At 36.5% G+C, this 25346-nt stretch carries 17 protein-coding genes; all 17 read right to left on the bottom strand.

Going from position 1 to position 25346, the window contains the following annotated elements; translation table 11 throughout:
- Positions 1–212 precede the first annotated feature (212 nt).
- The 17 genes from ACESSZ_RS05155 to rfbB all read right to left on the bottom strand — a co-directional run bounded on the left by ACESSZ_RS05155 (position 213) and on the right by rfbB (position 25088).
- A complete protein-coding gene (locus ACESSZ_RS05155; protein WP_499842703.1) occupies positions 213–6341 on the bottom strand; it encodes a fibronectin type III domain-containing protein in 6129 nt (2042 codons plus the stop codon).
- Positions 6316–6936 (bottom strand): phosphodiester glycosidase family protein, encoded by a 621-nt coding sequence (locus ACESSZ_RS05150; protein WP_499842702.1) that lies wholly within the window; start codon positions 6934–6936, stop codon positions 6316–6318. The genes ACESSZ_RS05155 and ACESSZ_RS05150 overlap by 26 nt, the downstream gene beginning before the upstream one ends.
- Before the next feature lie 462 nt (positions 6937–7398).
- On the bottom strand, positions 7399–8724 hold the full coding sequence (locus tag ACESSZ_RS05145) for a fibronectin type III domain-containing protein (protein WP_132224947.1): 1326 nt from the start codon (positions 8722–8724) through the stop codon (positions 7399–7401).
- 25 nt (positions 8725–8749) lie between these two features.
- Positions 8750–11377 (bottom strand): transglutaminase domain-containing protein, encoded by a 2628-nt coding sequence (locus tag ACESSZ_RS05140; protein WP_499842701.1) that lies wholly within the window; start codon positions 11375–11377, stop codon positions 8750–8752.
- Positions 11378–11472: 95 nt separating this feature from the next.
- Positions 11473–13263 (bottom strand): hypothetical protein, encoded by a 1791-nt coding sequence (locus ACESSZ_RS05135; RefSeq protein WP_008979194.1) that lies wholly within the window; start codon positions 13261–13263, stop codon positions 11473–11475.
- 12 nt (positions 13264–13275) lie between these two features.
- Positions 13276–13617 (bottom strand): EamA family transporter, encoded by a 342-nt coding sequence (locus ACESSZ_RS05130; RefSeq protein ID WP_008687026.1) that lies wholly within the window; start codon positions 13615–13617, stop codon positions 13276–13278.
- Positions 13610–13963, bottom strand: coding sequence for a DMT family transporter (locus ACESSZ_RS05125; protein WP_008687025.1), 354 nt, complete (start codon positions 13961–13963; stop codon positions 13610–13612). The genes ACESSZ_RS05130 and ACESSZ_RS05125 overlap by 8 nt, the downstream gene beginning before the upstream one ends.
- Positions 13964–13981: 18 nt before the next feature.
- Positions 13982–14914 (bottom strand): glycosyltransferase, encoded by a 933-nt coding sequence (locus ACESSZ_RS05120; protein WP_008687023.1) that lies wholly within the window; start codon positions 14912–14914, stop codon positions 13982–13984.
- Between the two features lie 13 nt (positions 14915–14927).
- Positions 14928–16217 (bottom strand): ATP-binding protein, encoded by a 1290-nt coding sequence (locus ACESSZ_RS05115; protein WP_008687021.1) that lies wholly within the window; start codon positions 16215–16217, stop codon positions 14928–14930.
- Positions 16217–17479, bottom strand: a complete 1263-nt coding sequence (locus ACESSZ_RS05110; RefSeq protein WP_412293051.1) for an ATP-grasp domain-containing protein — start codon at positions 17477–17479, stop codon at positions 16217–16219. Before ACESSZ_RS05110 ends, ACESSZ_RS05115 begins: the two co-directional genes overlap by 1 nt.
- 6 nt (positions 17480–17485) lie before the next feature.
- Positions 17486–18418 (bottom strand): ketopantoate reductase family protein, encoded by a 933-nt coding sequence (locus tag ACESSZ_RS05105; protein WP_008687017.1) that lies wholly within the window; start codon positions 18416–18418, stop codon positions 17486–17488.
- A gap of 13 nt (positions 18419–18431) precedes the next feature.
- Complete coding sequence (locus ACESSZ_RS05100; protein ID WP_008687015.1) at positions 18432–19571, bottom strand: ATP-grasp domain-containing protein; 1140 nt, start codon at positions 19569–19571, stop codon at positions 18432–18434.
- A gap of 6 nt (positions 19572–19577) precedes the next feature.
- On the bottom strand, positions 19578–20711 hold the full coding sequence (gene rffA, locus ACESSZ_RS05095; RefSeq protein ID WP_132224953.1) for a dTDP-4-amino-4,6-dideoxygalactose transaminase: 1134 nt from the start codon (positions 20709–20711) through the stop codon (positions 19578–19580).
- Between the two features lie 2 nt (positions 20712–20713).
- The gene (locus tag ACESSZ_RS05090) at positions 20714–21733 is read right to left on the bottom strand and encodes a Gfo/Idh/MocA family protein (protein WP_008979198.1); all 1020 of its coding nucleotides are present in this window, start codon (positions 21731–21733) and stop codon (positions 20714–20716) included.
- Between the two features lie 5 nt (positions 21734–21738).
- A complete protein-coding gene (locus tag ACESSZ_RS05085; RefSeq protein ID WP_008979199.1) occupies positions 21739–23133 on the bottom strand; it encodes an NDP-hexose 2,3-dehydratase family protein in 1395 nt (464 codons plus the stop codon).
- A 5-nt stretch (positions 23134–23138) separates the two neighbouring features.
- A complete protein-coding gene (rfbA, locus tag ACESSZ_RS05080; RefSeq protein ID WP_008687008.1) occupies positions 23139–24023 on the bottom strand; it encodes a glucose-1-phosphate thymidylyltransferase RfbA in 885 nt (294 codons plus the stop codon).
- Between the two features lie 6 nt (positions 24024–24029).
- Positions 24030–25088, bottom strand: a complete 1059-nt coding sequence (gene rfbB / locus ACESSZ_RS05075; RefSeq protein WP_008687006.1) for a dTDP-glucose 4,6-dehydratase — start codon at positions 25086–25088, stop codon at positions 24030–24032.
- Positions 25089–25346: the final 258 nt, after the last annotated feature.

Raw genomic sequence — 25346 nt, 5'->3', positions numbered from 1 at the left:
GTCAATAAAGAACGATGAAATATATAACATTATATACAATGATTCACTCTTCAAATACTAAAGGTAAAATCCTTATTGTGAACATACCACTCTGTATCTTAAACTTTACTGAAATATATCCATCATTGCTATATAAAGAAAGTAAAGGTCATCGCCTTATGATAAGGGATGACCTTTCTTGGTGTATTTACTGCTGAAATATATTCTGCCTTTTATCTGGCGCGAATACCAACATACTTCGTATATTCACCATATTTTACTTTATGTGTTGATGACCAGTAATATGGTCTTACACGATAGCGATATACTTCACCTGCTTTTACATTCGTATCATTGTATGTTGTTCCTTTTAAGACACTTTTCATAGTTTCCCATTTCTTTGTCTTGTTGTTATAACGATAAACATTATAGCCTTGTGCTCCTGGTACTTTATCCCATGAGAACTGTATTTTACCTACATAAGATTTAACATCTTTGATTTTTGTCTCTTTCAGCATCATACCTTCAACAGAACTGCTGTATGGTCCAAAGAATGCGACACCATTGACTCTACCATATGGTAAAACACGATATAAGTAACGTTTTCCAGCAACTGCTGCTTTATCTGTATACGTTGTTTTTGTGGTGGCACCCAGATACTGCCAAGCTTTCTTAACATTATCATAGCGATAGATGCTGTAACCACCTACACCATTTACCTTATTCCAAGAGAACTTCAATTGTTCATCTTTTTGTGTAACACTGCTCAGTTTTGTACTGTCAAATAATTTTGCCGACTGTGCATTTGAATACTTACTGATTACTGTTTTTCCATTTTTCTTGTAGTAAGCTTTTACACGATACGTATCGATTTCACCCTTAGGCTGATCTTTTAACTGTACAGTGGTATTCTTAGTCCAACCAATATTTTCATATTTCAGCGTTTTACGATTATAATGATAAATATTATAACCAGTAGCATCGCTTACTTTATTCCATGTTAATGTCAAGATACCCTTGCTGGCCTTGATTTGATTCAATTTAGGAGCATTTATTGCTGTAGGTACTGGTTCAGCTTTTGTTTTCAACGTCTTTGGTTTTGTATAGTCACTATAATGGTTTGTTCCATCAATGGTTACAAATGCTCTAACCTTATAAACATACGTTGTTTCCGGAGCTAAATTCTGTAGTTTATAAGAGGTTTGCGTCAATGTTGCAATCGCTACATATTTTTTCGCTTTTGTATCAAGCTTATAAACTTTGTATCCTGAAACGTTGCTTACTTTATTCCAAGCGATTGTCGCTGAAGTATGTTTAATATCTGTTAATGAAACATTTTCAGGAGTTGTGACAGTCAATGCTTTTGTTTTTACTTTATACGTCGTTGTATAAGAACTATAATAAGTTTTACCATCAGCTTTTGCATAAGCTCTGACTTTAAATGCATATTGCTTATTAGGATTCAAGTTTTGTATTGTACAAGAAGTTGTTTTGACTGTTTTTGCCAAATCATATTTATTTGTTTTCTCGTTATACTGATATACTTGGTATCCTTCCACATCTGCTGCCTTATCCCATGATAAGGTTAAAGCATCTTGTGTGACATTGCTGCTTGTAACATTTTTAGGAGCAGCAACAGCTAATACTTTCGTTGTCACGTTAAGTTCTTTACTATCAGAACTATAATAAGTTTTGCCATCAACATTTAGATAGGATCTAACTTTGAATTTATACTTCGTAGATGATGTTAACTGTTTCACAGTATAAGTATTTACATTAGGATTATCAAATTTTTGAATCATCTCATATGCTTTTGTTTCATCACTATATTGATATAATTCATAACCCGTTATGTTAGAAGCTTTATCCCAAGTTAAGGTTGCTTCATGCATGGTAACATCGCTCGCTGTCATACGTTTTGGATTTTGTACAAGGATATCAAAGCTAAAATACTTTCTACCTGTAATACTTCCACGATGTCTATCTACAGCATCACCGATATTTATTTCAATTGGAATAATTTCAAAATATCCCTTGCCTGGCAATACATTATTAACAGCTGGTTCTGAATCAGTAGCATCTTTTCCATAATGTACTAAATATTCAAAATCCGCGCCTTGTCTAAATACTGTCTTCTTGCCCTTTTCATCCGTATAACTAACGACAATCTTTGGAGTTCTCTTGCCACCGGTATAGTAATATCCATCATATTCCGTAGTAACATCAATCTCATCAACACTTACCTGTCTCCAGCCACATACCTTACAAATTCTAGTGCCATCTGGCTGCGTTTCATATTCATGAAGAGGTGCTCTTGTTCCGACAATTTCTTTATATTCATTCGCTGCAGGACAGTAATATTTCGTACGTTCACGTATCATACAGCTTGGGTCATCATGATACACAATTTCTACATCTTCGGAATAACCATCTGCATTAAAGTAGTACATGGTATCCGCAAATTGTTTCCAGCCGATCTGTTTCTGACCGCCCAAGAATCCCATATATTTACCGGTTGCTTTATCTTTAGCGATACCTGTAAATGATTTCAGGCTAATTGTTTCTTTACAGTGAATACAAACAGCATAGCCATCAACAATTTCATATTCATGTCCATCTTTATCACATTTGTATTCTTTGGTTCTTGTATAAGTATCCAAGATGTTTCCATTTGCTTCGCGTGCTTCAATTGTGAATTCTTTTGTCGTAGCTGAAACACTCATATATACGCCATCAAATGTTGTGATATATTTGTCAAATTCGAAACCTGTATCTGTAGTTGGATATGTCTTATCACCAGTTGTTCCACTAATCAAATAGACAGTTCCATTGTCTTTATCAACTTTTCCACCTTTTAAAGGTTTCGTACGATTATACGTATGATCATGACCTGAGAAAACAAAGTCAATACCAGCTGCATCACATGCAGGCGGAATAATTTTATTGATAATGTCATTACCACCGGTTGGATTGGTGTAATATGCAGGCTGATGAATTGCTAAAACTTTCCAAGTTGCATCACTCTTTTTAGCGTCTTCTACAAGCCAACTAGCTGCACGATTTAGCCTATTCGTATCTTTCGTAAAGTTGATTACCGCAAAATACATATTGCCATATTCGAAGGAATAGTAATCACCATTGTTTTCACTTGGTATATTATAAATAGCCTTACTGTTATCGCCAGTTAAATCTCCTTCATATTCATGGTTACCAAAGACATGGATCATATCAAGACTATTAAACAATTCTCCATAAAGATTTGCAATACCATCCCAATATTCAAATTTTGCGCCATTATCTACTGCATCACCTGTTTGCAATCCAAAATCATATTTGATACCATTGTTCATTAACGCATCAGCAATACGGTTGGTTCTATCCATATCCAATGTCTGGATATCACCTAATACAAAGAAGTTTACGTTCTTATTTTTGTATGGTGTTGTAAATGATTTCAGATCTGACCATTTATCACCGTCACCAACACGATAAACATACGCTGTTCCAGAACTTAAGCCCGTTGCAATTACGCTATTTAAACGGAACGCATGGTTATCTTCCACGTTTGCGGAACCATCAAGTTTAATTAATTCTGTCGTTCCGGTTACATTCTTAAATGCCTTTTCTTTGTTTGCATCAAAATCAGCCTTAGTAGCTATCTGCATAATGGCTTTGTTTTGTGATTTAAATGGATCTGTAAACCATGTAACACTCTTTTGTGTATTAACATCTTTACTTGCATGGCTCATAACGTATTGTGGTGAGCCATCCTCATTTCCTGCTATAGCAAAACTATAATCAGTTAAGATGAAGGATACATCTTCGCCTTTTTTAGCATAGATGGAGAACATAGCAACAGCCTGGTTTAATGCATCTGTTTCTATATAGCCATTCGCATTTGTGGTACCTAACGATTGGTTAGTATCCACATTGAAAATTTCTGCACCTTCAACTGCTTTTCCACTAGCATCTACAACATAAATTTTTCCGCTCATTCCAACAAACATCGTATCTGTTTTCAGTGTTAAAGGCGCAATGATTTCGATACTTGTTTTTTTCGTTGAGAATGATTTTGCATAGTGTTCCGGTTTTTCACTGTTATAAGTCGCTTGACCACTTTGTACTAAATAAGTTAATTGAGTACCTTTTTTAACATCACTTGGCATTTTCAAACGAATGGTTGCTACTACTCCTTCACCGGTAACGGCAGCTTCTGTTTTTCGTTTCCCTTTTAAGGTAAGTACTCCCTTAGCACTATTATAGGAATCCTCTACTTTTCCAAAATCTTCATTCCAAATGATTTCATAATTTTGAGCAAATTCTTTCTTTATCGCGATTTTGGTAGTGATTTCATCCAGATCTTCTAAGCGATTTGTTTTGATTTCCAGATCATAAGGTTTATTTAATACTGGATTTTCCGTTGTCGCAGGCTCTAGGGATAACGTTGTATGCTTTGCGTTCTCACCTTTTACCGTAAAGTAATGTGTTTGCTCTGTTTCATTACCACCCTTATCACGAATAACGGTTCTGATGGAATGTACACCATTTGCCAATTCCATATCATACAGATAAGAAACGTTTTTACTGCTATCTACAATAAAGTTATCCGCAAATATAGTACCGCCTGATTCATCTTGTCCTTTAACACCGACATTAACACCATCGACATACATACGGATCAGATCATATTCCATTCCTTTTGTATATTTATTTTCAACATCATGGAAAGTGCTCATGAAGGAAATTTTATTACTTGTGATAACATCGTTGTCACCAAAAGTTTGGAATTTTTGATTGTCTGTACTATATTGTACCTTATCAATAATAGGTGAATCCGTATCATCTACATTCGTACCATAGACAAATTGCATGTTATCCAAATAGATTTCGCCAGCTGTTTTGCTTCCCATCTCAATGCCTGGAACATACATGATTCTAAAAGTAGCACCTTTAGCCAGTTTAAATTTTGTTGCCCCTTTGCCAGTCAAATCCGCTTCTAGGTATTTCCATCCCGTCCAGTTGATTCCGGCATCTTCTTTTGAGACATGCGAATGATCCGGTAATTCCTGATTCGTCTGATAGGTAAAGTCAACATACATGCTAGAGCCAGCCTCTACCCATTCACCATTTGCCTGCTGATAAGCTACCTGTCCACGCAACCAGAAATTATCAATACCTTCAGGCGCATATACCCAAACACCGATTGCTGTAGGTGAACCTGGTATTTCATAATTATCCTTTGTGCCAAAATAAGCACCACGGGTCGTATTCGCTGAATTCGTGAAGTCATAAGATAATTTTAAAGCATTTTTACCCATTCTGACTTCGCCTGTATCGATATCAACAATTTCTGCTGATACTCCGGTATCTTCAGCACTTGCCATAGTGATAAATGGTGTATCTTCACCATCATGTCCGATTTTCCAATATTCTTTTGCAGGAATGATTGTTTCTTCTCCAGTTTCTTCATTTACCTGTTTCTGATCTTCAAAATCCCATGCAACAGTAGGGAGCTTACCAACGATGACATGAATACTGCCCTTTACATCACGGTTATATTTTGAATAACCGGTAACGGTTCCTTCCAGTGTCTCACCATCCGATGTAATAAACGTATTTCCATCGAAATGACCCATTTTCGGATTAGAAACTTCCCATTCAATATCTCCGCCTTTGATATGCACATTACGTTTTTGCCAGCGAACCTCTAGTCCTAAAGAAGATTCCGCTTCAAAGCCAAGACTTATTTCTTCTGTCTTAAACGAAATTTCATCAGGATGACGCACTTCGATAGATGCCGTTCCCACTACTCTTCCTTGATACATCTGGTTTACAACAAGCGTTCCTTCTTTATCTTTTAAAGTAACAACTCCGGTATTCGCATCGATAGTACCAATACTTTGATCTTCAACAGCCCATGTAACCCCTGCTGGCATTGGTGCTTCTCCACCGCCGCCATCAACACCGGTCGCATTGAATTTCACCGTTTGATTTGGAGTATATACTTCATCATTTGGCGAAATAGAACTATGGTCAAATTTTCCATCTTTCACACTTGTCGATAGGAATAATAAACCGCTGGAAACAGCACGTAATTTACCATCAGAAGGATTATTGCGTGCTTCTAAAGCATTCGTTCCCTCGTATCTAGCCATATAGGTAGCACTTCCGCCACCATCTAAGTTAATGGCCGTTACACAGCCAGCAGCAGCTAACAAACTAGCCATCTCTGGAACAGTGTGTCCAGATGATTGATCAGAAATACCATGTGTGGTAAAAGTAACAATAGAGCCATCTGCCTTTAAGCCGATTGCTGCTCTTGTCATTCTTACCATATCAGGAATCATTTTGCGGCTCGCCATTCTTTACTAAGAATGGTCCACCACCAACAGCCTGTTCACAGTCATCCATTGGCTGACTGGCATCACGTATCTCTGCTTTTCCTTCTTTTGTAATACAAAAATATGTATCAATTGGTTGTTTGATAATCTTGCCATTCATTACCAGGGCACCCTGTGGTTCCCCTGTCCCCATATGGAAGAAGTCAGCATTAACTGCCGCAACTACCGTTTCATTTTTGATACCATTTTTCTTCATGTAGTCTTCATAGCCCTTGGCCTGTTCTGCCATCGTAGCTAATTCCCATGAAGATGCATCATAATTAGAACCATAACTTGCTACTACTTTTGTTGGAGAATCTTTTGACATCTGGACTTCCATCATGTAGTCAATCTGCTGTTTATCTCCTTTTGTAGTATTCGTAACGATTTCCGTTTCACTGATACCCGGTGCTATTGTTTTATCTGTTTTCTTTACTAAAACATAGCCATCAGGTAATTTGTCGTTATTAACATTGATCTTAGCATGTGCTTGTTCCATTTGAAATGAAAAAACAACATTAAAAACCATGATGAATGTCAATACAAGACTTAAGCCTTTTTTCAACCTTTTTCTCATGAACTTTCTCATCCCTTCTCCTTTAACCTGGAAGCATCAAAACATTTTTATAATTCTAACCATATAAAAAAATACTAAAAATGTTACGAACTTCTACTATAATGATATAATAATTAGCCTCAATATTCAACTGTCTTCCGTTTTTTCTAAGCCTTTTCCCACAGTAAAAACTAGCCCAGAAATGGTGCTGTATATTCTTTTGACTTAGCTTCTCATACGATTTATTTTAATTGCTAGACGAAACAATCTTCCTTTTTTTTTATTTTTTCATTCGGTAAACAAAAAGGGTTCACTTCACAGTATTTCTTAAACTGTTCTACCTGCTTTTTTAATAGCTTTAATCTCTTATTCGTTTATCGGTTTCTTTCTCAAAACCACTTGTTTATTTAGATGACCCCAAAAAAGACAATGAGTGTTTAAACTCACTGTCTTCTTGATCTTTTCACTTTTTCTATTTCTTACTTATTTTGCCACTCCAGAGCGAATATCACTAAATGGAGAGAATACACGTTTTCCACTTACCCATTTGTAAGAACGAACTTTGTAATAATAACGTCTTCCTGAAGTAAGTGATGTACTGCGCTTATAAGTTGTATATTTGTCATACGTACCTAATAAAGCGTATTTTCCATTCAAACTGCTTGCACGATATACTTGATAATAAGAAGCTTCACTATCAAAACTCCAAGTGATTGATAATGTCTTTTTCCCTGACTGTGCAACTGTTAAATTCTTAGGTGCCTTTAATGATGGCGTAGCACTTACCACTGGACTAAATGCTCCCATGACACGTCTTTTATTAATTACACGATAGCCACGTACTTTATAATAGTATTTTGTACCTGTTTTTAAACCAGTGCTATACTTAGTATCATAATATTTATTGTAAACACCGAGCAGAGAATATTTTCCTTTTTCACTAGTCGCACGATATACCTGATAATAATCAAATGCATTATTTTGATCCCATGTTACCTTGATTTCTGTAGAACTCAATTTCTGTAATTTAACATTTTTTACTGTAGGTACTGTTCCTGCGGTCCAACTCAGCTTATATTTGCCGCCGTCATCCCATGAACCAGAGCTTACTTTTACATAATATACATTAGAACCACAGAATTCTAAAATTTGCTGATCAGGTGAAGCAGGTTTACCATATAAATAATCATAATCCAATGTTTCTGATAAATCTTGATTATAGACATTGATATCCATATCTTCATAAGCTGAGATACTTAATCTTACAAACTTAGAAGTTGTTGTAATTTTATACCAATCTTCTCTATCTTGAGTAGTTAATGCCCCAGTAATCGTAGCACCTTTATTTAATGTCATTGCGTGATCAAAGTCATTAGGTTCTATATCATTTGCCCCTAAAGAAGATATAGAAGCTTTAATTTGATATCTGCTGGCAGCAGATCTTTCATTATCAATTACAACTTTATAAGTACCTGGTGATACATAAGCTGTAATCACTTTTGTCACAGGTGAAGCAGCAGAATCAGTATAAGCATATACTGTGTCATATCGCTCAGATAAATCTGCAGAATAGTAAGACATGCTAACATCGCCATAAGACATACATGTCAACACCATTTTTGAAGCTTGACTTACTTTTAAATCATAAGTTACTTTTGCATTGTAACCTTTATCCGTACTGCCACTGATAAAAACATTTGATGTAGGCAGTGTTGCCGCATGTGTAACAATTAAATTTTCATTGCCAATGATGGTAACTGCTAATAATAGACTAACAATCCCTGCTAATAATCTTTTTACTCTTTTCATATGTTTCTCCTAATCCGTCGTCTAACTAAATTTTCACCTTTACTGGTGTGCTGAATGGTGAGAACACACGTGTTCCTTTTACCCATTTATAAGCACGCACTTTGTAATAATAGGTGTTTCCCTTCTTTAATTTTTTACTAGTACAAGTAGTTGTGTTTTTGTCATAAGTTGCCAACAATGCATATTTCCCATTCGCACTTGTGCCACGATATACTTGATAGTAGGTTGCCCCTACAATTTTATTCCAAGTTATTTTAGCCGTTGTACTACTTGTCGCCTTAGCTGTTACTTTACTTGTTTTTGAAAGTACTGGCTTTCCTGTAATGACACTGCTAAATGGTGAGAATACACGTTCTCCTTTTACCCAGCGATATGCACGTACTTTATAATAATACGTATTGCCGGTTAATAAAGATCTGGAAATGGAGGATGTCGTTGTACTGTTATATACACCTAACAACGCATATTTCCCCGTTTTACTTGTACTGCGATAAACCTGATAATATGTTGCGCCATCTGTTAATTTCCAACTGATCTTTAACGTAGTAGAAGTATTTGGACTTGCTTTTACATTGGTAGGAGCAGCAAGTTTTGGCGTTCCCTTTACAACATTAGAGAACGGTGAATATATACCTTTTTTATTTACAACTGTATACGCTCTGACTTTGTAATAGTATGTCTGATTGGTGAGTAATGCCCTACTCTTCATACTGAAGGTATTTTCATCATAAACACCTAATAACCTAAAATCTTTTGTAGCATTGGTAGAACGATATACCTGATAGTATTTTGCGCCTTCACTCTTTGCCCATTGAACGTTTACAGAAGTTGCTCCAGCAGAACTAGTTTGAATACCAGTAGGTGTTGCTGGTTTTGTCGTAACGCTGCTTATTGTGCTAAACATACTATATTCGCCATCTTTAAACGCGCGTACTTTATAGTAATATGTCTTGCCTGCAGATACAGCAGCATCACTAATCGTCGTTGTTGTATAATTTTTACGATTCACCAAACTATAAGTGCCATTGACAGAATCCGCACGATATACCTGATAGTATTCTGCACCAGCTACTGCATCCCAACTTACTTTCACTGTATTAGAAGTAGCTGTAAGAGCACTTAAAACCGGTGTTCCAACGCTCTTACTGGTAATGATTCTTCTTGGTGAATAGCTTGAATAAAGTCTGTCACCGCTAACCATAGCATAAGCTTTCACTTTATAATGATACTCTACACCTGGCTGTGCTGTTTCATCGATTAATGTCGTAGCATTTCCTTCAGCCACCTTGCTAAAAGTGCCAGTAGCTGATGTTGAACGATACAATGCATAACCATCTGCTCCCTTAACACTTGTAAAGCTAGCTTGGATTTTTCCCTCACCTAAATTTACAAGCGTTAAATTGTTTGGTGCGTCTGGTTCATCTTGATAAACCGTTGTACCATATGGATGTGCTTTACCAAAAGCAGAAGTAAGTGCATATTCAGCGTTCAAAGTATATCCTTGTGAAACAAATGTGTCATAAGGTTTTAATAATTTCTTATAAGTCATATCATTGGTTTCTTCATAATAGGTTGCTGCACCTGTGGCATCAAAGTTATACCACTTGCCATCCATAAGAACAAGATTCCATCCGTGCGCTATGGTATCTTTCTTATCTTCTAAATAGAGATCACCATTCACACGTCTAGTTACTAAACCTAATTCTTTTAATAAACGATATGCTCCTAAAGTCTGTCCATAACATTGTGCTTCTTTGCGTACCAAAGAATCATAAGCAGTAATCATCAGATTTCCATTGTCAGGTCGAGGGTTATTGTTATAATGCAAATTGGTTGCTAAATAATCATAAACAGCTTTTGCTTTATCATAGTCTGATGAAGCCTGTGTAATACCATTATTGGCAAATGATGCTAGTATTTGTGAAACCTTTGCATCTACCGCTTCCTCTTCCTGTTTACTTGTATAATAATCAAGTTCAAATGTAAATGTATAAGAATTCAAGCTGCCTACTTTACCATCGATTCCAGTCGTTATACGAATCGTATTTGGTTTAATCGTATATCGTAAATAATCCCCTTGCGTAGCTGTAGCAGGATCTGCTTTTTCATCATCTGTCCTAGCCATCTCATATAATTCGTTCCCTAAGCCTGAAGGGAATGTCCCAGCGTTATAAATAAGGGAAATCTTTTTATTTCGCTTGACCATCTGTTCTTTGAGATAGTCTGCCGCCTTTGCCTTATTTGTAAATTCATTCGCTGCAGGATTACTAGCTACTGCTTTCACTGTAACTTCATTTGAATCGACTTCTTTGCCATTAACGCTTTCTCTGATCTTATATGTGTATTCTTTTCCAATCGTCAAATTTGTTGCATCAAGGAAAAACAACCCATATTTAGGATCTCTTTTTACCAAACCGTCATAATAGCCATCATCGCGTTTTCTCATAATCATGTATTCTGCATCCGTTGGATCACTCACACGATTGCTTGCTGTCCATTTCAATAAGATACCATTATCACGATCTGCTTTAGCTGTTAAAACCGGTGTAGCAGATGCTGCATGTACTGTCATGAATGTTGTTGGAATCAAGGTCGAGACTGATAAAACGAATGCACATACTAATACCATAAACTGCTTCATTTTACTCTTCATACTATTTCTCCTTTCAATGTTCTATATGCTCAATATCAATTCTTCACTCCTTTCTGTTTTATTGATGAGAAAGGTTACACCTCTCTTTGCATCTACTATTTATGTGAATCCTTCTTTTTTGAAGTTTCCGCTGCTGAAAATTTATAAACTGTTATGCCTTTGGTGTTTTCACCAAATCGCTTAATCTCTTTCACTTTCACCTTATGTTTTGTAACCCGTTCAATATTCATTTGTGCTACTTCAACATAAGTCGGATTTGCCGATGTGAAATAGATATTTTTTTTCAAAAGATCTTCCCAATACAAGGATGTCAAGCCATTCTTTTCCAATTGTTGATAATACAATTCTGAGAATGTATAGGAACCGCCGGCGACCATCGTATTAATTGGTTTTTCATTAGGATAAACAACGAATGGATTACGATTTACCGTTCCGGCAGAGAAATCATAAACATAAAAATGCTCAGGATTCTGTATTGCGTATTGTTCGAAATTCTGAAACTGTTCAGAAGTGGCTTCCGTATTTGTTTGTGTAGCTGCATAATCTTTATCTATATAGACCATATAAATACCGCCTACACTTACTACAAGAGTTATAGCAAGCATTGGTTTAAAGACCTTTTTATAGGATACATCTAGCCAACGCAGAAACATCGTCATCATAAACATGAAACAAGGAATCAGTAAAGACTGATAACTTCTTAATGGCAACCTGCCTTTAAATCCAAGATAAAGCAGTAATACGGCAAACCCGCCGCAGCAACATATGCTTACAAGTATATGAAACCATTGTTTCTCTTTTTTTGCAACCATTAAATTCAAAATCACGAAAATTAAAAATATACTGAGTAAGGAATATTGTACAAAGCTATAATCATATAAAAGCTCTCGTATATTCGTTACCGTTTTACTGAGTGCTGAATGCTTATTTGCCTGATACGCCTCTGTTATCGTTTTTAAAGAGGAAGCATTTATATTTTCATCCATATACAATAAACAAAGCGTTGCACGATACGTGCTATTATCCCATTGGACAGCATTATATAGCTTTTCATGTCCCTTATAAGGTGGATGTTGCCCGTAATCCATATACTTAACTCTATAGTCATTATACGTATTATATGCCTGTGTAATCTCGCTTTTATTTTTAATATACAAGCTTACAAAACGAACACCAAAGCAACTAATCACTAACGCGATTACAAATGTACAAATTTTTAACGTATGTAAATGTTTCTTCTTTTTCGTTAAATCCGGACAATACAGATAACATGTAGCAATCTGATAAACACAAGATAGTGCAAAGAAACACATGATGCTATACCAGGAAAGAGTACGCGTCATAAAGCTGAGCAATAATGCGATAAAGCAATATGCATATATGCATATCTTGGTACTGCGTTTATCAGAATGTTTCATTGATGCCATAACAACCACTGCTGATGTTCCCAAAATGGTCGATGTCACCGTAAATTGAATGGAAACTAGCGGAACCATAAAAATGAAAAGTAAACTAATGATCTGCGCACAGATTGGAAATGCAATCGACACCTTCTTATCCTTCGCCAGTTTATAAAAACATAAAAACATCACACTTTCCGATAGATACATCGCGAAAATATGATAAATCGTATACCACGGCAAAGATGGTAACAGCTTATATAATACCCCGATCGGTACACCTAGAAAATAATTGATAAAGGCTTGTTGTGGATACGCTTCCCCTGAAGCATATCCTGCCAAAGCATACATAATGCGTGAGTCGTCATTTGTCGCATAAGATACATCCGCTGTTAAAAGGACGATGGCATAACAAAGAAAGGTTAAGCCAAAGGCGAGTAACCATTTCCCTTTTCGCGAATTTATAATTTCTTTTATTTTCTCCATAACGGACCTACCTTATAATGAGAATACGATGATCCCTACGACCATGATGCCTAAACCGATTAGTTTCTTTCTAGAAGGAATTTCATGCAAGAAAATTCTGCTTACAAGCGCCACTAAAATAAAACTACAGGAATTCCAGACCGGTGCCATAGATACCGGAACTACTTTATGAGCAATTAAGGAACAAACAGTAGAAAGGAACATCATACCATAGCCAATAATTGTCAATACATTTAAATATTCATAAATCCAAGATTTATAATGACGCATTGCTGCTTTTTTCAAGATCAATTGGGAGAAAGTGGCAATTAAGATGCCAACCACCATGATGACATAATACCAGAACTCAGCCATTAGAAGTCACCACCGTATAAACGCCAACCATAATGATGGCAGATCCTATGATCATAGGAAGTGTGATTTGTTCATGGAAAATAAGACTTCCCATGATAATTCCCCAAATCATGGATACTGGACGATTGCTATATGCAGTAGATAAAGATACATGTTTTAATATCATCTGCCAAACAATTGCATAAATACCCAGAATAGCTAAAGATATACCAAAATATAATATAAATTCAAATGACATAAAACTTTCAAGTGCTGCCATTTTATTAAAAACACCTGAAAGTGAATAGAAAAATATCGCTATCTGTAAAATCAAGATTTGCCCGATCGTTATCTTTTTTTCTTTCATAAAACTCCTCCGTATCTGTTATTTCTTTTCCACATTTAAGGTTTCGCGTACTTCATATTGCGGCTGATTACTTAATGTCAGATACATGCGGCCGATGTATTCCCCCATCAATCCGATCATAATCATTAACAATCCACCGATAATCAATATTACTGTAATCAAAGAAGTGTATCCAACAAGAATCGAAGGATTTAATAATTTCCTTATGACTAAGATAATTCCTATAATAAAACCAATAGCCGAAAACAGTAATCCCATCATAGAAGACAGTTGCAAAGGTACAATAGAGAAATTAACCATACCGTTTAGCCAAACTTTAAAACGCTTCTTAAAGTTATACCCGGATGTCCCTTCCAATCTTTTTTTGTGTTCCAACTTTATGCTGGTGATTCTTCCGGCGATTTGATAAATATAGCCGAAAATGGAAGGAAACGGACTCTGATATTTTTTCAAACTATCTGTACACATCTTATTGATTGCAAAATAAGCTGAAGATACAGCACCTTTTGGACGTTTTCCCATTGCGGTATATACTTTGGCAGAGATTGCGCTTGTAAAACGATTCATAAACTTTGTCTGTTTCTGTGAAAAATCTGCACTTACCAGATCATAGCCTTCTTCAATCTTATCAACAAGATCAAATAAATGATCTATAGGATGCTGGCCATCATCATCCATGAAAACCGTACAATCTCCTTCAATATATGGAATGCTTGCCATACGAGCTGTTGCTTGCCCCCAATTACGGGATAAGTTTACCCCAACTATATTCTCATCTTCTTGACATAAGGAACGGATAACATCAAAAGTGTTATCCGGAGAACAGTCATTAACCAAAATAATCTGATAAGAATAGGATGGTCGCTGTGCTACTGTTTTCTTGATTTGTTCTACCACATAGGGCAATGTTTTGGCAGAGCGATAACATGGGATTGATACTGTAATTTTCATCTAATCAACCTTTCTAATCTAATAACAGCTTACTGTCAAAACCATCTAACAGCATGCTTTCGCCTTTATCATCCAAGACTTCAAATATCTCATAAACAGTGTCAATAGCTTTCGCCATAGTTACACGGTCTTCTGTTTTCAAAGTTACACGACATAATATCTGACGTTGTGTACCCATAAGTTTTTCCGTAATATCTTCACCACCGTAATACCATGGAGACACATCCACAATTTCTGGCAGCTTCCGTAATTCTTCTACACCGATGACCTTTTCCACATGCCCAGGTCTACCCAATAAGGACAATGTACAATATACATGATCAAAATCAGGCTTTGCTACTTTCGCAAGATCTGGTTCATTCATCTCTCCCGTTAACGCATGATGAATCATCATATCCATGGTACTAAAGCCGTTTTCTTCTTTTAACAAGTTGTATTGCTTCGCACCATTGAAACGATAGCCCATTTCATAAAAAGGACATTCATTTTCTGTCGCAAACCCCTGAATAAATAATGTACCGTTCTGTAATCCGATAGATTCAAACATTTCCACTACTTTCTGATTTTGCGTTTCCTGATAAAATTGCAAATGTTTTGATGGATAAATATAAGCTAATGGCAGTTTCATAAAATTACCATCGCTTTCACGCAAGTAGCGATCATGCATCGCCGTTAAGTAAACCTTTCCATTTTGAATAGCATAGCTAATGCCAATTTCATCACTGATTACATAGGTTTCAATAATAACACTGCCTGTTGGTGAATATGATTTTGCTCTTTCATAAGCAGCTAAAAAGGCTTCTTCATCATTACAAACAGAAATGCCTCCACCGCCACTTCCATCTACAGGTTTAACAATAACCGGATAAATCAGTGAACTGCAATCTATTCCTTCATCTGTTTCCTCTACATGGAATTCATGAACGACTGGTACATGATGCGTCCTACATAATTCCTTGAAATTATTCTTATTAGAACAGATATCCCATTGTTCCTTCGTACAATAGAAAGGTTTATTTAACCGTTTGCATAAAGCCATGGTCATTTCGATAGAAAACTCACTAGATCCGGTCATAATACCATCAGCTTTTACTTCTTTTGCTAATGCTTCCAATGCATCTAAATCAGCAGTACTTACGGTTTCAATCTGGTCTGCAAAACGTTTTGCCGGAGTTAAAGTTACATCAAGATTTCCTGTAACAATCGTATAAACTCCCATTCTTTTCGCGAATTGTACTACATCGGCGGCAATTGGATTCACACCAGCCAAAACTAATAAACGTTTCCCTTTTAAATCATTCATCACCTTGTTACCTCCTCTTTGCGATAAGGCAAAATCATCTGTTCGCCATGTTCGTCATATACACGAAGTGTTTTTAAGATCCATTTAATTTTATCATATAAAAGATCACTATTTGCTGCCACTACATGGATACGCGCAAAATTTTGATCCAACGTCCCTGTGGAATCAATTCGATCTTGTTCAAAATGCAGCTGGTGCACATAAAGAATAGATGCATCCTGCTTAATTTCCTCAAGACCTTCGATTTTGCTGATTGTTCCTTTTTTCAATAGCGGTGATAGTTCACAAGCTGCACCTTGAAAGATCGAAGCCTTTGTATCTGTCACGCTCTTATTGCCAAATATTCCTTCTACCGCATATTGAATCATAAATTCTAGCGGATTATAATGTTCAAAATGTTCTACAAATTTATATTCCATGGTTGCATTTAATCGATAACCCATTTCATAAAAATAGAAATTATCTTCATCATAGAATGCTTCCATAAAAAATACACCCTGTTTTAGACCAAAGTTTTCAAACATAGCACATACCTTGTCATTCACTTTGGTGATGTATTTCTGTATATACTTAGATGGATGATGGAAAGCCACAGGTACTGGAGAGCCATCCTGATCATTGCGTGTAATACGATCAGATAATGACATTAATTTTACTTTTCCATTTTGCACAATATAATAAGCTTCAACATTTTTACCACGCATATATTTTTCAATGATGAGTTGCTTGCTGATTGAATTCTCAAGTGCATATTCAATACCTGCTTTTAGCTCCAATGCATTTTGACAGATTGAGATTCCATGTCCGCTATAACTATCTACAGGCTTAACGATAACCGGATAATGAATGCTCGCATAATCTATGCTTTGTGTTTGGGAATCAAAAGAATAAGCCGGCACGGTAGGCACCTCATACTGTTCGCAAAGCTTTTTAAAACGCTTTTTATTTGAACAAATATCCCATTGCTCTTTGCTTGCATATACAGGCAGTCCCGCCTTTTCACAAAGCTCTATCATATTCTTGATATTAAATTCACTGGCGCCGGTAAATACACCATCGATATCATGCTCCTGAATGTAGTTGATCAAAGCCAGATAATCTGTCGTACTGATGATAGCCGCGTGATCAGCTTCCTTTTTCGCAATGCCATCTTCTAAATAATCGGCAACAGTAACCTCAATGCCCATGTGTTTTGCTGTCTTCACCACATCGAGTGTTGACATCGTACCACCAAGCACTAATAATTTCTTTTGTTTCTTCATTGTATATCAGGCTCTTTCTACTGCATGTTCTGCTAAGTTAACTTGTTCACGTGCTTTTACGATATAATACAAGATTTCATTTACTGGTGTAGGCACTCCACACTCTTCTCCTAATTTAATAACGGTTCCACCAAAATAATCGATTTCTGTTTTTCTGCCAGCTTCTAAATCTTGTAACATAGATGTTTTCTTTTCTGGTGGATAGTTAATCAGCGTTGTAATCATATCTTCTTTATCCTTAGTTGTTAGATGAATTTCTTTTTTCTTTGCAATATCAACAATTTCTTGCATGGCACGATCTAAAGCGATTTGAATTTCTTTAAACTCGCCAAAATATTTGAATTTTGCTGAGGTTAACAAAGAAATCTGGTTGGCTCCGATATTAACCATCCATTTTCTCCACAACATCCGTTTCATATCTTCATATACATGATAATTGATATGGTTTGCTTCTAAAATATTGATAACTGTTTTTACATCTTCAGAAAAATGGATATTTTCTTCTTCTCCAAACTGAATCTCGCCCAACGTTTTAAATGTGATATTATCATCGGTACGATTTGCATCCGTACGCATGACGATACCATATAAAACCTTATTGTTTGGAAATGCCTCTTGTAAAGCATCTACTGCCGTAACGCCATTTAACAAGGATAAGATAATGGTATCCTCATCAATAACAGTTTTAATATCTTCAATTGCCGCATGCAAAGAATAGTTTTTAACTAAAACCATCAATAATTTAATTTTTCCATGATCTTCCTTGGTCGCAATATGTGGATGTAATACCTCATTATTAACGCGTATACCTTCTTTTTTCAAGCGCTCCGCACGTTTGCCGTTTGCCACAAAGGAAAACCTATGTACCCCATTTTTCATAAATACGCTGCCATAGGATGCGCCTACGGCACCAGCCCCGATAATTGCTACTTCTTCCATATCAATCTCTCCTTTAACCTAATATTTCATCTACGAATGCTTTATCTTTTGTCGTAAAGATATAAAAGCCAAATCTTGTTGAACTATCTACTACATCATGATTTCCGACTTCGGTGATTTCACTGACATACTGAAGTGTTTCCGGATGCTTTCGTTGTAGCTTTCTTAATGTATCAATATCATCATGATCAAAGATAAATTTAATACCGGCATATTCATCCTCTTTTTTCTTCTTTAATGTCGGTTTTTTACCGCAGGCAACCTCGATTACCATTTCTACAAAATCATATCCGGTTGACAAATAAACTAAATCAGAACCGATACAATCACCGCCCATACGAGAACCTATTTCAATAATTTTAATGGCCCCTTGATGATCAATCTTAAATTCACAATGAGAAGCCCCATTTTGAATATGAAGGGCATCCAATGCTTTAAATATTTCTTTTTGGTATGCCGTGATTTTGTCCATTGGAATATTTGAAGGTTCCACATGACCGGTTTCAATGAAATGAGGAGCACCCGACGTATATTTCTGCGTAAATGCCAAGAAGGTATGCTCTCCTTGATAAGAAATACATTCACAGCTATATTCCGGACCTTCAATGAATTCCTCTATGATGGCCTTTTTCTCGAATGCATATGCTGTTGCAATCTGAATTGCTTTATCTAAAGCTTCATAAGTTTCGATCTTGGTAATGCCTCGACTTCCTGAGCGATCTGTTGGCTTGACGATCAACGGAAACGTAAAAGATGAAAGTTGTTCTTTTTCAACATGTCCTTTTGTTTCAAGAAACTTCGGAACATCAATTCCATTCGCTAGAAAGGCTTTTCTCATTTCATATTTATTCGTACAAATCACATCAGATATTTCTGGATTTGTTGGAAGATGAAGAGAACGTGCCACATAATTTACCGTAAGTACCGCTAAATCAGAGCCGATAGATACAATTCCTTGCGGATTGATCTGTTTACATTGCTCTAATATAATTTCTTTTTCCGTGATGCTGATGGGATAAAAATAATCTGCAAAATCTTTACCGACAGCTCCTTCCGCCCATGCAAAGACATGCGTTTCATATCCCATCTCTTTGGCTTTTTTTATTAAGGGAAGCTGAAATTCACCAGCACCTATAATGACAAGCTTATCCATATAATATCATCCTTCTAATACTTCCTTGATCGAATCAACAACATATATTGCATCTTCGCTTGTCATATCCACATACAAAGGCAAGCGTAAGATACGTTTTGCTAAATCCTCTGTTACTGGAAGCATTTCCGGAGTATATCCTAATTTTAAACCATATGGTGCAGAATGAAGTGGCACATAACAAATGTAGCTTGCAATTCCTTTTTCCTTTAATTTATTGATCAGATGAGTACGTTTTTCTTCACTAGGCAATACGATACAGAACATATGTGCGTTATGTTCAATGTCTGCTGGTAAATATGGTCTACGCAAGTATCCCTTATCTTCTAAATCCTTTAAGCCGTTATAATACGTATTCCAAACATTCATACGTTTTTCAAATATCTCTTCATAACGATCCATTTGGGCAGATAATATCGCCGCCAGTACATCACTTGGCAAGAAAGATGAGCCAATATCATGCCATGTATATTTATCGACCAATCCTCTTAAGACATTGCGTCGGTTTGTTCCTTTTTCACGAATGATTTCGGCGCGTTCCATGTATTTATCTTCATTAACAACAATTGCGCCACCTTCTCCCATGACATAGTTTTTTGTTTCATGGAAACTGTAGCAGCCGAATTCTGTTAACGTACCTGCATATCTTCCTTTGTATGTAGAACCAACTGCCTGAGCAGCATCTTCAATAACAAATAATCCATATTTATTAGCGATTTCATTAATTTTATCCATTTCACAAGGGAAACCAGCATAATCCACCGCATAAATCGCTTTTGTTTTTGGTGTAATCAGACCTTCAATTAAATTCTCGTCAATATTAAAGGTATCTTCACGAATATCACAGAAAACTGGTTTCGCTCCTCTTAACAGAAAAGCGTTGACGGTTGATGAAAAGGTAAAGGATGGTGTAATGACTTCATCACCCGGCTCGAGATTAATTAAAATAGATGCCATTTCCAAAGCGGTTGTCCCAGAGGTTGTCAACAGCATATTTTTAATACCAAAGCGTTCTTCAAACTGCTGATATACCTTCGTTGTAAACTTACCATCTCCCGATAAGATGTTTGTGCCATCCATAGCCTCCAAGACGTTGTTTTTTTCTTTTTCCGTAATTGATGGTTTATTAAATTTTATCATACTTACTTCCTCCCAGCTAATTCTCTAGCCTTATCTACCATATCGGCTTGTACTTTAATTTCCCCATAAATGCGTTCTCGTGTTGCTGCATCATGTACAGCCTCATAAAACATTCGGATAGATTTCCTAAAATGTGAATCTGCTTGTAGCTTTATATCACTTACTTCGTTGTTATGCAAAACATGCAAAGTCGGACATAAGTCATCCGGTGCCGTAAAGATGCGATCCGTACTTAAGATGCCCTGACTGCCCCAGATGGATAATTTACATTGGTATTCACAATCCATGCCGAATTCCCCAAGAAACACTTCATCCTTTTCATTTTTAAACATATAGGAGCCATACATGTCAACACCAAACTCATCATAATCTTTCATGACACAGGACAGCATCTCTATGTTTTCGCCCAATAGTTTTGTAGCCAGTTTAATCACATAACCGCCGGCATCTAACAAGGCGCCTCCACCCAGTGCCTTATTGTAACGAAAATCATTCGCCGGACGCATTGGGAATCCAAAACGGGCATGATAAGAATGAACCTTTCCAATGGTGCCTTTCTTTAGCTGTTCTTTCACATCTTCGATTTGCTGATGATATTGAAACATATAGTTTTCATGTAACGCCAGTTTTTTCGCTTGCGCCAATGTGATGAGTTCCATACTGTCCTTATAACAAATCGTAGATGGTTTCTCAACAAACACATGCTTTCCATGTTCTAAAGCCAATTTCGCCCAACGATAATGCAATGCCGGTGGTAATGGCAAATAAACAGCATCAATATCATCTGCACAAATGACTTCATGATAGCTCTTATAAACTTTTCCGCCATAGCTTTCCACAAATGTTTCCGCTTTTTTAAATTCGTTGGCAATCACCTCATCAGCAACCTCGCCATCCCATTCAGAAGGATCAGCGACAGCGACACCCATGTAAGTAAAGCCATCTTCTTTCTGCAAAGAAGGCAGAAATCTACGAAATGCAATTTCCGATGGACAGATAATACCAATTCTAATATTTTTCATGTGTCTTATACCTCCAATAGTGATAGCAAATTACGTAATTGAATATTCAAGCAATTATTGACTTGGACTAATGTATTCAGCGTCTTATAATCAACCCAGAAATAGCCATCCTGCTCATTTGCGATAACATCTTCTTTATTTATTTCGATGATAACGTTTCGATTCTGCTCATGGTAGAAACGCCCGCCTTCTTCTGATAAAAGAACATCATGTAAAACGTGTTTTTGTTCCTTCATCTTTTGCATGAACACTGTGCCCACCTGATCATAAGGCCCATGCAGGTGTGATGGTTCTAATTGCAGCGTTGGTCCTAATTCAATCAGATCAAAACAGCCAATTTCTTTTTTCGCCTTGATCAAAAACTTACGCACGCCGTTTTCAATACAGGTAAACATACCGAATAAGGCAATGCCGGTAGCTTCAAATAAGGGTTGTGTCCAGCGCGTTACTTCTCTTCCTTCAATCATGATATCACAGAAGATCACCTTGAAATCATGTGCCTTTTTACAGACGATTTCATTGTTTTTTTCTTCCCAGCTGCTTAATGCGGATAATGGCACCAACGCATCTGTTGTTTCTTCAAACATCTTCACATTATTTATGTATTGATAAATTCTTGGAATCATGGCTTCCCCATGCGTATCAAATACCGAAGCAACCAGTGCGGCATCGTTAGCTGCATGTTTCATCTTGCTCAGTGTCTCGCGATCTAAGGTATGCGCATAGTATGGAATACAGGATAGAACGGTTCTTGTATCCATATTGACAATGTTATCCCGTCTCATTAAGCGTTTGATTTGCCCTAATGTCATCCATTTGAAATTCTTTTCTAACGGAATGTCTTCATCAACCTTGATGATAATGTTGCGATTGCGCTTTTTATAAAATCTTGACGACTGCTCGGATTGGATTTGATCTACAATGATTTCATAGTCTGCGGCATTAATAAAATAATCAAGATATTTTGGTTTCTTTCCGCCATGCTTCTGCGTAAAATTACTCTTGGTCGCCTGTATCGTTGGAGAAAGCTGTATCTTATTAAGATTGCCGGGCTCTATTTTGGCCTGCATCAGAAAATGCAAGACACCATCGATTTCTTTACATATAATACCTAAATAACCGATTTCATTTTGCAAAATGACCGGCTGTTCTAACACAACCGTGTTTCCGCTTTTTCTTTGAAACCCCTTAATCGCAAAAAAACTGCGATTCTTGTTCCTGATTTCCCCCGCATCTTCATCATAAAACCAAAAATCACTTTGTTTTAATGCTATTTTATGTATGTCAACTTTTGTATTGTTATTCAATTCTGCTATCCAGGCATCTATCTCATTATTATCAGAAACATTACCTTCTACCTGTAGCCAGGAATGGAATAATGCATAAAATAAATTACTCATAGTTTTCAGCCCCTCGCTACGGTTGCATCTTCTTCCGCAAGACGCTGTAAGTATTTTCCATATTCTGTCTTATAAAATTCTTCAGCTAATGCTAATAGCTGCATCTTATCAATAAATCCTTTAACATATGCGATTTCTTCAATACAGGAAACATATAACCCCTGACGCTTTTGAATAGAAGCGACATATTCAGACGCTTCCATAAGCGAATCATGGCTTCCTGTATCAAGCCAAGCAAAACCACGCCCTAAGATTTTCACATTCAATCTTCCCTCACGCAAATAATGATTATTGATTGAGGTTATCTCAATTTCACCGCGTGCAGACGGTTTTACCTTTTTGGCTATTTCAACTACATCATTATCATAGAAATATAATCCTGGAACAGCATAGTTGGATTTCGGGTGTTCCGGTTTCTCTTCCAGGGTCAAAACCTTTCCTTCTTTATCAAACGTAACTACACCATATTCTCGAGGATCTCGAACATAATATCCAAAAATTGTTGCCCCTTCTTGTTCTACTGCTTTCTTTAACACATTGGAAAAATGTCTTCCATAGAAGATATTATCACCAAGCACCAAAGCCACACGATCCTTACCGATAAAAGATTCTCCTATAATAAAAGCTTCAGCTAAACCTCTTGGCTCTGCCTGAATGGCATATTCAAGGCGTAATCCCAGCTGACTTCCATCACCTAACAGTTCCTTGAAAACTTCAATATCTCTAGGTGTTGAAATAATTAATATTTCACGAATATTCGCTAACATGAGTGTCGATAAAGGATAGTAAATCATCGGTTTATCATACACCGGTAGAATTTGTTTTGATACAGCTTTCGTTAATGGATACAGTCTAGTACCTGAACCGCCTGCTAAAATTATTCCCTTCATATGTCATTACCGCCCTTCATACATTGTTTTATAATATTCCTGATATTGACCGCTTGTAATATGTTCAATCCATTCCTTATGCTCGTTATACCATGCCAATGTCAGTTTAATGCCATCCTCGAACTTCGTCTCTGGATACCAGCCAAGCTCTTCGCTAATTTTATGAGGGTCGATGCCATAGCGTTTATCATGCCCTTTTCGATCTGTCACATAGGTAATCATATGTTCGCCGACAGTAGCATCAATATGTTCTTTCACATAGTTAATAATCGTCTTGACAATAAAGATATTGGTTCGCTCATTATGACCGCCAATGTTGTAAACTTCACCTAAACGGCCACTGTTAATGACCATATCGATACCTTTGCAATGATCTTCTACATATAACCAGTCACGAATATTCATACCATCGCCATATACCGGTAAATTCTTATGTTCTAATGTATTATTGAAAACAAGTGGTATTAATTTCTCAGGGAACTGGTATGGTCCGTAATTGTTACTGCAACGTGTGATATTGATAGGAAATTTATAAGTATCGGCAAATGCTTTTACAAATAAGTCCGCACTCGCCTTAGAAGCGCTGTAGGGACTATGCGGACAAATTGGTGTTTCTTCCGTAAAATATCCTTCATCTCCCAAAGAACCATAAACCTCATCTGTGGATACCTGCAAATACTTCACCCCGTCTTTATAAGTATCATCGCCAATCTCCCAATATTTTTTGGCAATCTTTAATAAATTCACGGTTCCGTTTACATTTGTTTCCACAAAAATTTCCGGATGCAGAATACTGCGATCCACATGACTTTCCGCCGCAAAATTGACGACATAGTCAATATCATACGTTTCAAATAACTGTGTGATCTTTGCTTCATCACAAATATCCGCTTGTACAAAGATATGACGTTCATCCTCTTCAATTTGTTTTAAATTTTCCAAATTTCCTGCATATGTTAATTTATCAACATTGATAATTTTAATATCATCATATTTATTTAATAAATAATAAACAAAATTACTCCCAATAAAACCTGCTCCGCCTGTTACTAAGTATGTTTTCATTTCATATCCTCTCCAATAATTAAATTTGCTTATTGCTATATAATTCTACTCTGTTATACAATAAAATTCAATCCCCTCTGCCCATAATACTTACTTTTTTATTTCTTATAGTACAGCTTTCGCCAATTGCTCTATCATGCATCATCGCTTGATACACACCAGTAAAAATGGTCGTTTGCATAGTCGCCAACTATTTCATGACATGTTCACTGGTGGCTTTTCTCATATGGACAAAGAATCAAAGCAACCTGGTATCGT

Source organism: Eubacterium sp. 3_1_31 (genome assembly GCF_964249515.1).
GTDB classification, from domain to species: Bacteria; Bacillota_I; Bacilli_A; order Erysipelotrichales; family Erysipelotrichaceae; genus Longicatena; species Longicatena caecimuris.
The sequence above is the reverse complement of the archived record's forward strand: the minus strand, read 5'-3'. Positions and strand labels throughout refer to the sequence as shown.

Bases quoted from the DNA above. Each gene is read 5' to 3' on its own strand.
- ACESSZ_RS05155 (WP_499842703.1), bottom strand. From the start codon at position 6,341: ATGGCGAGCCGCAAAATGATTCCTGATATGGTAAGAATGACAAGAGCA.
- ACESSZ_RS05150 (WP_499842702.1), bottom strand. From the start codon at position 6,936: ATGAGAAAAAGGTTGAAAAAAGGCTTAAGTCTTGTATTGACATTCATC.
- ACESSZ_RS05145 (WP_132224947.1), bottom strand. From the start codon at position 8,724: ATGAAAAGAGTAAAAAGATTATTAGCAGGGATTGTTAGTCTATTATTA.
- ACESSZ_RS05140 (WP_499842701.1), bottom strand. From the start codon at position 11,377: ATGAAGAGTAAAATGAAGCAGTTTATGGTATTAGTATGTGCATTCGTT.
- ACESSZ_RS05135 (WP_008979194.1), bottom strand. From the start codon at position 13,263: ATGGAGAAAATAAAAGAAATTATAAATTCGCGAAAAGGGAAATGGTTA.
- ACESSZ_RS05130 (WP_008687026.1), bottom strand. From the start codon at position 13,617: ATGGCTGAGTTCTGGTATTATGTCATCATGGTGGTTGGCATCTTAATT.
- ACESSZ_RS05125 (WP_008687025.1), bottom strand. From the start codon at position 13,963: ATGAAAGAAAAAAAGATAACGATCGGGCAAATCTTGATTTTACAGATA.
- ACESSZ_RS05120 (WP_008687023.1), bottom strand. From the start codon at position 14,914: ATGAAAATTACAGTATCAATCCCATGTTATCGCTCTGCCAAAACATTG.
- ACESSZ_RS05115 (WP_008687021.1), bottom strand. From the start codon at position 16,217: ATGAATGATTTAAAAGGGAAACGTTTATTAGTTTTGGCTGGTGTGAAT.
- ACESSZ_RS05110 (WP_412293051.1), bottom strand. From the start codon at position 17,479: ATGAAGAAACAAAAGAAATTATTAGTGCTTGGTGGTACGATGTCAACA.
- ACESSZ_RS05105 (WP_008687017.1), bottom strand. From the start codon at position 18,418: ATGGAAGAAGTAGCAATTATCGGGGCTGGTGCCGTAGGCGCATCCTAT.
- ACESSZ_RS05100 (WP_008687015.1), bottom strand. From the start codon at position 19,571: ATGGATAAGCTTGTCATTATAGGTGCTGGTGAATTTCAGCTTCCCTTA.
- rffA (WP_132224953.1), bottom strand. From the start codon at position 20,711: ATGATAAAATTTAATAAACCATCAATTACGGAAAAAGAAAAAAACAAC.
- ACESSZ_RS05090 (WP_008979198.1), bottom strand. From the start codon at position 21,733: ATGAAAAATATTAGAATTGGTATTATCTGTCCATCGGAAATTGCATTT.
- ACESSZ_RS05085 (WP_008979199.1), bottom strand. From the start codon at position 23,133: ATGAGTAATTTATTTTATGCATTATTCCATTCCTGGCTACAGGTAGAA.
- rfbA (WP_008687008.1), bottom strand. From the start codon at position 24,023: ATGAAGGGAATAATTTTAGCAGGCGGTTCAGGTACTAGACTGTATCCA.
- rfbB (WP_008687006.1), bottom strand. From the start codon at position 25,088: ATGAAAACATACTTAGTAACAGGCGGAGCAGGTTTTATTGGGAGTAAT.